The organism is Flavobacterium selenitireducens (assembly GCF_014748335.1).
In the GTDB taxonomy this organism is placed as follows: Bacteria; Bacteroidota; Bacteroidia; order Flavobacteriales; family Flavobacteriaceae; genus Flavobacterium; species Flavobacterium selenitireducens.
In genome coordinates, this window is the sequence record NZ_JAAVIY010000010.1 from 74509 (window position 1) to 86693 (window position 12185).

General features: G+C 52.2%; 5 protein-coding genes and 1 riboswitch. Of the genes, 4 read left to right on the forward strand and 1 reads right to left on the reverse strand.

The window, feature by feature from the left end; all coding sequences use genetic code 11:
- Positions 1-3 precede the first annotated feature (3 nt).
- Positions 4-1212: a trans-sulfuration enzyme family protein gene (locus HC229_RS13960; protein WP_191021114.1), complete on the reverse strand. Its 1209-nt coding sequence runs from the start codon at positions 1210-1212 to the stop codon at positions 4-6.
- A gap of 140 nt (positions 1213-1352) precedes the next feature.
- Positions 1353-1452, reverse strand: a riboswitch (SAM riboswitch).
- 224 nt (positions 1453-1676) lie between these two features.
- Here HC229_RS13960 and HC229_RS13965 point away from each other — a divergent pair.
- From HC229_RS13965 to HC229_RS13980, 4 genes are all read left to right on the forward strand, one after another.
- The gene (locus HC229_RS13965; RefSeq protein ID WP_191021115.1) at positions 1677-3311 is read left to right on the forward strand and encodes a S8 family serine peptidase; all 1635 of its coding nucleotides are present in this window, start codon (positions 1677-1679) and stop codon (positions 3309-3311) included.
- Positions 3311-4252 (forward strand): NAD(P)H-dependent flavin oxidoreductase, encoded by a 942-nt coding sequence (locus HC229_RS13970; RefSeq protein WP_191021116.1) that lies wholly within the window; start codon positions 3311-3313, stop codon positions 4250-4252. Before HC229_RS13965 ends, HC229_RS13970 begins: the two co-directional genes overlap by 1 nt.
- A 1-nt stretch (position 4253) precedes the next feature.
- Positions 4254-4718, forward strand: coding sequence for a hypothetical protein (locus HC229_RS13975; RefSeq protein ID WP_223845620.1), 465 nt, complete (start codon positions 4254-4256; stop codon positions 4716-4718).
- Positions 4719-5010: 292 nt separating this feature from the next.
- On the forward strand, positions 5011-12180 hold the full coding sequence (locus HC229_RS13980) for an Ig-like domain-containing protein (protein ID WP_191021117.1): 7170 nt from the start codon (positions 5011-5013) through the stop codon (positions 12178-12180).
- Positions 12181-12185: the final 5 nt, after the last annotated feature.

Consider the following 12185-nt stretch of genomic DNA (forward strand, 5'->3'; position numbering starts at 1 on the left):
CTTTTAAATCACTTCCGAAGTCAGTTCGACGTTCGTTTTCCATGCCGGTACAAAAGACTCGGCAGTTGCAGCAGCGGCTTCGAACGCTTGTTTCAGATCGAAGATCAGGTCATCGGCGTCTTCCAATCCTACCGAAAGCCGTATCAAACTGTCGGTCACACCGCTTTGGTAACGCTTCTCGGCAGGAATCGATTTGTGCGTCATCTCACAAGGCAAACACAACAGCGATTTTACGCCTCCAAGCGATTCGGCCAACTTGAACAATTTCGTTGCCGTCACGATCTTGATGGCGAGTTCCTTATCGTCAACGACGAGGTCAAAGGTTACGACACCGCCAAAATATTCTTGTTGGGATTTCGCGATCTCGTGGTTCTTGTGCGTCTTCAATCCCGGATAGTAGACGTTTTTGACGAGTTGTTCCTCCACCAAAAACTCCGCAATTTTCTGGGCGTTGTCCGCATGTTGCCTGATTCTCAGCGAGAGCGTCTCGATTCCGCGGATGACAAGCCAGGAGTCAAATGGCCCAAGTACCGCACCGGAAGCGTTTTGTATGAATTTGATCTTGTCGCCCAATTCTTGGGTCGCCGTCACGACGAGCCCGGCGATCAGATCAGAGTGACCGGAAATGTATTTCGTTGCACTGTGCACGACGATATCGGCTCCAAAATCAATCGGCTTTTGGGAAACGGGCGATGCGAACGTGTTGTCGACGCACAGAAGGATGCCATGTTGTTTAGCGGTTCTCGCAATCGCCCGGATATCAGAGATCTTTAAAGTTGGGTTCGTCGGAGACTCGATCCAGATCAGCGCAGTTTTATCGCTGATGGCGTCGGCAACGTTTTGGGCGTCGGTCGAATCGGTGTATTTCACGCTAATCCCGAATTTTTCGTAAACGTGGGTAAACAGGCGGAATGCACCTCCGTAAATATCATCGACTGCGATGATCTCGTCTCCGGCTTTGAGCAATTTTACCACCGCGTCAATGGCCGCGAGCCCTGAAGCGAACGCGTAGCCGTTGGTTCCGTTTTCGAGTTTGGCGATCAGGTCTTCGAGCACTTTCCGCGTCGGATTATTGCTCCTGGCGTAGTCGAAACCTTTGTGGACGCCGGGTGCGTCTTGTACGAAAGTTGAAGTTTGGTAGATCGGCACTGAAATCGAACCTGTAAGTTCGTCAACCGGGATGTAGTTCAGGATGGAAGTTTGCTCTTGCATGATTTGTGTTTTTTAAAGTTTGAAAATAGTTTCTGCTTAAAAAACATTCTTACACAGTCTATCGGGGAAGCGCAAAAAAAAAGTGCTCTCCCGATAAGTCAGAAGAGCACCTATATGATGAAATATAAATAGCTTTTTCTTACTTATCTTTCCCGTTTCCGGGTTGAATGTGGCACCTTATCGTGAGACAGGTTGCCAAGACGTCATAGGGTCAAATCCCTCGGTCTTTCTGGATAAGAATAATTTCTTAGAACGCAGTGCAAAGATAGGGGCACAAAATTGGTTTGTGCAAGTCAATTTGGAGATTTATCTGTGTCAAAATTTTTAATATGTTGATATACAAATGTTTAATGATTGAATTTTAACACATATTTTTATTTTATATTTTCGATTTTACAATCTTTCGGACGATTAGTCAATCCAATTCGTATATTTGAATCGGCCAAAAAATGGCGTACAACTACATGAAAAAGCTACTGTTCATCGTCGCGTTGTTTTCCGGTTTCGCGTGTTTTTCACAACAGGATGCGTGGATTTATTTTTCCGATAAGCAAAACGCCCAGTTCTATTTCGACAATCCGCTCGAAATGCTCTCACAACGCGCGCTCGACAGGAGATCGGCCCAAAATATTGCCCTCGATATAAAAGACGTTCCGTTAACGCAATCCTATGTCGACCAGGTCGATGCGGCTTCTGGCATTACCATCCTGTCGCGTTCGAAGTGGCTCAACGCCGTCCATGTGCGCGGCTTCCAACAAAGTATCAACGCGTTGGCCAACCTGAGTTTTGTGTCGTCGATCGATTTTGCGAACGATGCCCTCGATGCCACGTCAGACAGGCGATCGCAAAAGCCTGACCGGCAAAAAAATGCTGCCGCCAAAAGCGATATAGCCAGGCAATTCGATGTCCAAGCCGATTTTTCGTACGGCAATTCTGCCAACCAGATCCAGATGCTCAACGGCCAGGTTTTGCACCAGCAGGATCACACCGGAGCAGGAAAAATCATCGCCATAATGGACGCCGGTTTTCCGGGAGTCAATACGGCCGCGCCTTTCCAGCGTTTGTTCGACAACAACCTGATCCTTGGTGGATACAATTTCGTCGACCGCGACCAAAACATTTATTCGCGCAATGACCACGGGACGTTGGTGCTTTCGACCATGGGTGGTTATTCGGAGGGACAACTCGTCGGGACGGCGCCCGATGCACAATATTACCTTTTTATCACCGAAGCCATCGAATACGAGAATCCGCTGGAGGAATCGCTATGGGTCGAAGCTGCTGAAATGGCCGACAGCCTCGGTGTGGATGTAATCAACACTTCTTTGGGCTATCCGGATTTTGACAATCCTGCCTATAATTATTCCTATGAAGAGCGGGACGGGACCAAAGCCTTTATTTCCAGAGGTGCCGACATCGCGTTCAGCCGCGGCATGGTTGTCGTGGTTTCGGGCGGAAACGAAGGAAACGGCGATGACAATCACGTCAGTGTGCCCGCCGACGCCCTCGACGTATTGTCTGTCGGGGCGGTGACGGCTTCAGAAAATTACGCCTCGTTCAGTTCCATCGGCCCGACCGCGGATGGTCGCGTCAAGCCAGACGTCGTGGCCCAGGGCGTTGCCGCGGTAGTATCGGATGAGACAGGGGAAATCACGTTTGCGAACGGCACGTCATTTTCGGGCCCGATCATCGCAGGAATGGTGGCGACGTTTTGGTCCGCCGTTCCGGAACTGACGAACCGTCAAGTCGTGGATTTCATCAGGCAATCGGCTGATCTTTTCAACAATCCGACGCCACAAAAAGGATATGGCGTTCCCGATTTCAGCCTGGCTTTGCAAAACGCTTTGTCTGTAGAGGAAAGCCGCGCGGACACTTTCGTGCTCTGGCCGAATCCCGTACGCGATGCGCTTTATCTCGAGCGTCCCCAAGCCGACACTGTCGCGTTGGAAGTCTACGACCAGCTTGGACAAATCGTCCTCAAAGGAGAATTCGGCCCTCAAAGCCGAGGTGTCGATTGCAGTAAATTGACGTCGGGCATTTACCTTTACAGCCTGTCGGGCGAAAGCGGAAAACAGAGGGGCAAATTCATCAAAAATTAATGAACAGGATTACCGATCTTTTTAAAATCAAATATCCGATCATCCAAGCCGGAATGATCTGGAACAGTGGATGGCGCCTGGCAAGCGCCGTTAGCAATGCAGGCGGTTTAGGCCTGATTGGCGCCGGGTCAATGTATCCCGAGGTGTTGCGCGAGCACATCCGGAAATGCAAAGCGGCTACCGACAAACCATTCGGTGTGAACGTGCCGATGCTGTATCCGAATCTCCAAGAAATCATCGACATCATCGTCGAGGAAGGCGTCAAGATCGTGTTTACCTCGGCGGGAAATCCCAAAACCTATACGGCTTTCCTGAAAGAAAAGGGAATTGTGGTCGTGCATGTGGTAAGCAGCTCAAAATTCGCGTTGAAAGCCCAGGACGCCGGCGTCGACGCCGTAGTGGCTGAAGGTTTTGAAGCCGGCGGTCACAACGGGCGCGAAGAAACCACGACCTTTACGCTGATCCCGATGGTGCGCGAGAACATTTCAATTCCGTTAATTGCCGCGGGAGGAATTGCTACGGGAAAAGGGATGCTTGCGGCCATGATCTTGGGTGCCGATGGTGTTCAGGTTGGAAGCCGTTTCGCCGCATCTGATGAGTCGTCGGCTCACGAAAGTTTCAAGCAGGCGATCGTGTCGCTCCAGGAAGGGGAAACACAACTGACACTCAAGGAACTCGCACCGGTTCGTCTGATCAAAAATAAATTTTTCGAAGATATCGTCGATTTATATACTAAAACACCGTCGGTTGACGATTTAAAGGCATTGCTGGGACGCGCGCGCGCCAAAAAAGGCATGTTCGAAGGCGATATGCACGAAGGAGAACTCGAAATCGGGCAAATTGCCGGACTCATACGCGACATCAAGCCCGCAGCCCGTATCGTGGCCGATATGATGGCCGAATACGAACAGGCAAAAAATGACATCAAAAACGTGTACTGACATGAAACGAATATTGAAATTTGCAACGATGATGGTGATGATGGTCGGATTTTCGGCACACGCACAGCAACCCAACAAGCCGGTTGACGATCCTGGCAACGTTTTCAAATTCCTGACGACCGGTTTCAGCGTCATGGAGCGCGAGGCCAACGGGAAATGGGGCAAATGGTCAGATCTCAAGCCTGCGTCTATCGTCGTGACGTTGGATACCAAAAAAGGAAGAATTTTGGTTTACTCCCAGGAAATCCAATTGTACGACATCCTTAATTACGAAAAAATCGAGGAGACCGAAAGCGATCTCATTTACCCTTTTACGTGCACTGATGATGACGGGCGGCCGTTCACCATTTCGTTCATCACGAGAAAAAAGCAAGGTAACCGCAAGCAATTATATATCAATCAGCAAGATGTGATCGTGATGTACAACATCGAGAATTTCCCTGACAAGAATATAAAAACAAACTAGAACTTTTTTTGTTACTTTTGGCGGCGACGGCGAGGGGATTCTATATCCGAACCCGCCGTTGGCTCGCGTTGCGGTATATTCCAAAGACCATTTCTGTTGATGAATTTGTTCATAACATTGGGTTATCGGACAGTCGTCGACGTTTATTTTAAGTAATATTATGCTGCGTTTTGTAGGTAATCGTGCTATTTTTCACGATTCCGTACATTTCGCGCAGCGCGGGTTGCGGTATTTTGTACTTTTGTACGAAAAAGCTGCACAAAGATGGGATTTTCGCCGTCCTTTTTTGCTTATGAGGAAGACTACATTTGCTGAACTGACATACGTTTTTCTGATAGGGTTTCTGGTTTTTGCCGGATGCCTTCCTGCGTTTGCACAATGTCCGACGATTGCCGACAACACCCAATCGTTTTGTGACGTTCAATCGCCTACGATCGAAAGTCTTGCCGTGACCAATAACGGAGGCGGCGTCGTTTGGTATGCCACGGCCACTTCCACTACGCCTATTCCTGCGGGAACGGAACTCGTCAACGGAGAGGATTATTTTGTGGATAATTCCTCGGGAAGTTGTTCGCCCAGGCAATCCGTTGTCGTAACAATCTACACAAGGCCGACCGGATTGAACTTCCAGGGTGTCTGTGTGGACGACCCGGCCAATGCGACGATTGCCAATCTTCAGGCGACCGGCAATAACATCCGATGGTATTCTTCGGTAACAGGAGGTTCGCCTTTGCCATCGACGCACGTATTGACCGACAATACGTTTTATTACGCCAGCCAGACCAATCCCGACACCGGCTGTGAAACATCGCGCTTTTCGGTTTTGGTCAACATCGGGATGGTTCCGGTTCCGGTGGGTCCGGCGATCCAGCAATTTTGCAACTTGCCGGGCAATACGCCTACGGTGGCCAATTTGACGCCGAACGGATCGGGTTACAATTGGTATGCGACGCCTACATCGGTAGTGGTTTTGCCGCCAAGCACGCCACTGGTGAACGGAGGAACCTATTATGCGACTTCGGTCGATCCGCCTTGCGAAAGCATCAACCGACTGGAAGTGACCGTCCAATTGATCAGTCCGAACAATGCTGGCACGGATGGTACTTTCCAACTCTGCCAAAGCGAGACGACGACTTCCGGTCCGGTCAATCTGTTTAACTTTTTAGGCGGTTCACCTAATGCGACGGGAAACTGGACCGGGCCTTTCCCGACGACGAACGGACACTTGGGAACGCTTAACTTATCCGGCCTGACCGTTGCAGGAAGCCCTTATATTTTTACTTACGCCGTCGGCTCGACGCTATGTCCGCAAGACGATGCGACGGTAACGATAACGGTGCTGCCGATGCCGACCGCGACGGTTGCCGCCAACCAGAATATTTGTTCGGGACAGACCGCGACGGTAACCTTTACCGGAACGCCAAATGCGACGATAACCTATACAGTCAACGGAGGCCCGAACCAGACCATTGTGTTGAACGCTTCGGGAACGGCCACGATTACCCAGGCTTATACCATTACTACGACCTATACGCTGGTGAGCGTGACCTCGACAGGCGCTACGCCATGTTCACAAACGTTGTCCTCTTCAATTACTATTACCGTCCAGCCGACGCCCACGGCCACGATCGCATCTGACCAAAGCGTGTGTTTGGGTCAACCCGCAACCGTTACGATAACGGGGACGCCAAATGCGACCGTTTCCTATACGATCAACGGCGGGGCTGTGCAAACGATCGTGCTCAACACTTCCGGCATTGGTACGATCACCGGAACCTATTCGGTCAACACGACCATAGCGCTGGTGGGTATCGTAACAGCAGGAAGCCCGAGTTGTTCGCAGTCGTTGACAGGGTCGGTTCTTATTACGATCATACAACCTCCTACAGCTTCGATAAGCAGTTCCACGAACGTTTGTCCCGGAGGTCAGGCGACGGTTACATTCACCGGAACGCCTAACGCGACCGTCGGTTATACTGTAAATGGTGGGCCGGTGCAGACGATTCTGCTCAATGCGCTCGGAACGGCCTCGATCACGACGACTTACACGATTACGACGGTTTATGCGCTGGTAAACGTGACAACCGGAGGAGCCACGGCCTGTGTCCAACCCGTTTCGGGAACGATCACGATAACGGTTTTGCCTATCCCGACGGCTTCCATCACAGCCAACCAAACAGTTTGTCCAGGAAGCAGTGCTACGGTCACGTTTACAGGAACGCCGGGGGCTACCATCACTTACACGGTAAATGGAGGCCCGAATCAAACCATCACACTTGATGCATCGGGAACGGCAACATTGACCAATACGTATTTCGTAACTACTACCATCACACTCGTCAGCGCCGTTTCTGCGGGTACGCCAAGCTGCAGCGGTCCCATTTCAGGATCGGTCGTGATCATGGTGGTTCCGCCTCCGACGGTCAGCATCGCTTCCAACCAGACGATTTGCTCCGGCCAACAGGCGACGATTACCTTTACGGGGACTCCGAATGCGGTAGTAAGTTATACAGTTAACGGTGGCCCGGTTCAGACCATCACACTTAGCGCGTCGGGTGTCGCTTCGATTACGCAAACGTTTAGCGCGACCACTACTTTTACGTTGATCAGCGCCGCTACTGGCGGAAGTCCTAGTTGCAGCCAGGCCCAGAACGGTTCGGTCACCATTACGGTGATCCAGCCTCCGACGGTTTCGATCACGTCGAACCAAACGATCTGTTCGGGTCAATCTGCTACGGTAACATTTACCGGGACACCTGGTGCCACGGTAACGTATACGGTTAACGGAGGACCGAATCAAACTGTCGTACTCAACACTTCGGGTGTGGCGACGATCACAGGAAATTATACGGTCACGACGACTTTTACGCTGGTGAGCATAAGCGTCGCGGGTCCTACGACGTGCGTGCAACCCATCTCTGGCGCTATCGTGATTACCGTTTTGGAATTGCCCGTGGCGACTATAGCTTCGAGCCAGACGATTTGCTCCGGCCAGTCGGCTACCGTCACGTTTACGGGAACGCCTGGCGCCATTGTGACCTACACGGTAAATGGAGGTCCGAACCAAACTATTATCCTTGATGCGAGCGGTACGGCGACCATTTCCCAGGTTTACACCACGACGACCGTTTATGCGTTGGTCGGTGTTTCGACATCAGGAACGCCTGCCTGTTCACAACCTCAATCGGGAACCATTACCATAACAGTGGTCCAGCCTCCGACGGCATCGATCGCGGCAAATGCAACGATCTGTCCTGGCGGAAGCGCGACCGTCACCTTTACCGGAACTCCGAATGCTACGGTCTCGTATACCGTTAACGGAGGATCCGTCCAAACGATTTTGCTCAATGCCGGAGGCACTGCCTCGATTACCGCAACATATGATGTGATGACCGTTTTCCAATTGGTGAATGTTGCAGTAGGAGGAACGGCGGGATGTTCACAACCGATTTCAGGGTCTGTTGTGATTAGCGTCGTGCAACCACCTGTCGTCACGATTTCGAGTAATGTCGCTATCTGCCCGGGCGACAGCGCGACGGTCACGTTTACGGGAGATCCGAATACGGTAGTGAGTTATACCGTGAACGGAGGTCCGATCCAAACCATAACACTCGACGCGTCGGGAGTCGCGACGATCACACAAACCTATTTGGTCACAACGGTCTATACGCTTGTGAACGCGACTAATTCGGGAACGCCTGCCTGTACGCAGCCTGTCTCGGGAACGATCACAATCACGGTTCTTACCGCGCCGACCGCGACCATTGCGGCGGACGCGACGATCTGCCCCGGCGAATCCGCTACGGTAACTTTTACCGGAACGCCTGGCGCCATTGTTACCTACACGGTAAACGGAGGTCCGAACCAGACGATCACACTCGATGCAAACGGATTGGCTACAATCACACAAACCTATTCCACTACGACCCTCTACGCTTTGGTAAGCGCTGCCACGCCGGGAACTCCGGGCTGTTCGCAAGCGGTTTCCGGCACGGTCACGATCACGGTTTTGACGCCGCCGACCGCATCTATTGCTTCCGACCAAACGATTTGCGCCGGGCAATCTGCTACCGTTACCTTTACGGGTACGCCTGGAGCAATTGTTACCTACACCATAAACGGTGGCCCGAACCAGACGATTGCACTCAACGCCCTGGGAACTGCGACCATCACTCAGGTTTACACAGACACGACGGTGTACACCTTGATCAGCGTATCCGTTACAGGCGGGTCGGGATGTCCTCAAAATATCGGCGGAACCGTTACGATAACGGTCGTTCAATTGCCGACGGCGGCGATCGCGATTAATGGAAGCGCTACAATCTGCTCCGGCACTTCTGCGACGATTGTCTTCACGGGAACGCCAAATGCCATCGTGACCTATACCGTCAATAACGGCCCGAACCAAACCATTATCCTTGATGGTACAGGTTCGGCTACGATCACACCGACGCTGACGGGAACTTCGACTTACACTTTGGTCAGTGCGAGCATCGGAAGTTGTTCCCAGCCATTGACCGGAACCGTTACTGTTACCGTCACGCCATCCCCGAATGCTGGCAATGACGTCGCCAGTGCCAATATCTGTTCAGGTGGCAATCCTATCGATCTTTTCACATTGCTCGGATCCCAGGCCCAACCAGGAGGAAGCTGGTCTCCCGCTTTGGCTAGTGGAACGGGCGTTTTTGATCCGGACGTTGATGCGGCGGGAACTTACGTTTATACGGTAGGAGCGAGCGGACAATGCCCGGCTGACAGCGCCTCGGTGACCGTGACCATCGTTCCTCCGGTAAATGCCGGAGATGACGCGGTGCTTGCTGTTTGCTCGAATGACGACGTTGTCGATCTATTTACCTTGTTAGGGACTAATGCTCAAACCGGAGGCGTTTGGTCGCCGGCGTTGGCAAGTGGGACAGGCGTTTTCGATCCATCGATAGATCCATCCGGAACCTATACTTATACGATTTCCGGCAATGCAAGTTGCGGAAACGACAGTGCTTCTGTAATCGTCACCGTCACACCAGGGCCTGACGCAGGCGAGGACGGCAGCATCACATTTTGTCTCGACAGCGCCGCGGCCGATCTTTTCACGGCTTTGAACGGCACGCCTCAAACAGGAGGAACGTGGTCACCTGCTTTGGCGAGCGGCACGGGCGTTTTCAACCCGGCGGTTGACGCTCCAGGCGTTTATACCTATACGTTTGTCGGAACGCAGCCTTGCGACAACGATTCGGCTACGGTAACGGTAACCGTAAATCCGATTCCCGACGCGGGCCAGGACGGAACGGCGATTTTGTGTACGAGTTACGCACCGGTCGACCTGATCACTTTTCTTGGAGGAACGCCTCAACCGGGCGGTGCCTGGACGCCGGCACTTGCAAGTGGAACCGGAGTTTTCGATCCGGCGGTGGATGCTCCCGGACTTTATACGTATACGATCGGCGGCGGATTGTGCGCAACCGATACGGCGACGGTCAATGTCTCAGTGTTTACCGCACCGAATGCGGGAGCCGACTCAAGCGCCGCGGTTTGTCTGACGGTAACTTCGCTTGACCTGACTACATTGCTCGACGGCACACAGGATGCCGGAACTTTCACGGATGATAATGCCACGGGCGCTCTCACCGGGACGATTTTCAATCCATCGCTGGCCGGGCCGGGAACTTATCAATTTACGTATTCGGTAGTTGGAGGTACGGCGCCTTGCGATTCGGATACCGCCATTGTAACGGTAACCGTAGATCCTCAACCAAATGCGGGAACATCTACCGGAACTGCCACGGTTTGCGCTTCTTTCGGGCTGTTCGACCTCTTTACGTTGCTCAATGGCGAACAAGCCGGGGGAACCTGGACCGATCAGGACGGAATAGCGATAATCAACCCTGTCGACCTCACACTTGTCGCTCCGGGAACGTACAGCTTTACCTACACAGTGACGAATTCTTGCGGAACCGATTCGGAAACCGTCGAGTTGACGATCAGCCCGAATCCTAACCTTACGAATGCCAACATACAAGTCGTAACGCCTGTTTGTGCCGGACAACCGGTTGTGGTAAATTTCAGTGGCATGTCAGATGGCGCTTACACGATCAATTACAGTTTGACGGGAAGTAATGTGCTGGCCAACCAGGTCGCGCTTTTGACGATAGCGTCGGGCAATGGCGGCATTTCTGTTCCGGGATCGTCGGTGCCGAACATCGGAAGTACGACGATCACGTTCAACAGCATACTCAATAATGCCACGGGTTGCGACGTGACGCTCACAGGAGTGTCGGCAACATTTATCGTGAACCCGCTGCCGACGTTCGAAAACGCCACGATGACCGCGACGACGGTGTGTTTCGGCAACGACGTCATCGTGACTATCGCCAACGCTACTGCAATTCCTGACGGACAATACGTATTCAATTACACAATCGTAGGTTTGACGCCTCCTGACGGAAACTCCGGTATCGTAAACGTCATCGGCGGACAGGCAACCTTTGCGGTTCCGGCCGGGTCGATTGATGTCGCAGGTAATTTTACTATCGTGATCACGGGAATCGTCGGACAAGGAAATTCATGTGGAAACAGTTCGGCTACGATTTCGGCCGATTTTACCGTGAATGCGGTTCCTAGCCTTGCCAATGCCGACATGAGCGCCACCGACGCCTGTTTCGGTTTCGGGTCTACCGTGACCATTACCGGAATCGATGCTGCCGACGGAACATATTCGATAACCTATGCCATTTCCGGTGCCAATACCGGAACCGCAACGCTTGATGTCGCGATCGTATCGGGAGAGACGACATTCGACATTCCGGCGAACACGCTTGTGAATCTCGGCCAGACGAGCATAACGGTCACGGCAATCATCGGCGCGTCTTCACCTTGTGCTGGCATCGTCGACCCTACGTTTGTCGCAACTTTTGAAGTCACGCAACCGGGAACGCCGGTTTTGGAAGACAAGGGCAATGAATTCTGCGGACGCGACAATCCTACGATCGCCGATCTGAGCGCCAATATCGAAGGCGGACAATCCGTGGTTTGGTATGATGCTTTGACCGGCGGGAATGCATATGCCCCAACGGATTTGCTGGTTCACGGCACGACTTATTACGCCGAGTTTGCTGACTCGAATTGCAGCGGGGCCGTACGTCTTGCCATAACGGTAGACCTTACCGTTTGTACCGATTTGCTTATTCCGGACGGGTTTTCGCCCAACGGGGACGGTATCAACGACGATTTTGACATCGTGAACCTACGCGATTTGTATCCGAATTTCAAACTCGAAATTTTCAACCGCAACGGAAACGTGTTGTACAAAGGCAACGCGGGAACGCCAAACTGGGACGGAACCGCGTCTCAGGGCGGGATTACGGTAGGGAATGGCGTTGTGCCGACAGGCGTCTATTTCTTTATACTGAATTTCAACGACGGTACGCGCAAACCGCTGCAAGGAAGGGTTTACCTTAACAGATGACGAGT

What these genes read in the sequence shown, in the direction of transcription:
- HC229_RS13960 (WP_191021114.1), bottom strand. Translation starts at nt 1,212, where the DNA reads ATGCAAGAGCAAACTTCCATCCTGAACTACATCCCGGTTGACGAACTT.
- HC229_RS13965 (WP_191021115.1), top strand. Translation starts at nt 1,677, where the DNA reads ATGAAAAAGCTACTGTTCATCGTCGCGTTGTTTTCCGGTTTCGCGTGT.
- HC229_RS13975 (WP_223845620.1), top strand. Translation starts at nt 4,254, where the DNA reads ATGAAACGAATATTGAAATTTGCAACGATGATGGTGATGATGGTCGGA.
- HC229_RS13980 (WP_191021117.1), top strand. Translation starts at nt 5,011, where the DNA reads ATGAGGAAGACTACATTTGCTGAACTGACATACGTTTTTCTGATAGGG.
- HC229_RS13970 (WP_191021116.1), top strand. Translation starts at nt 3,311, where the DNA reads ATGAACAGGATTACCGATCTTTTTAAAATCAAATATCCGATCATCCAA.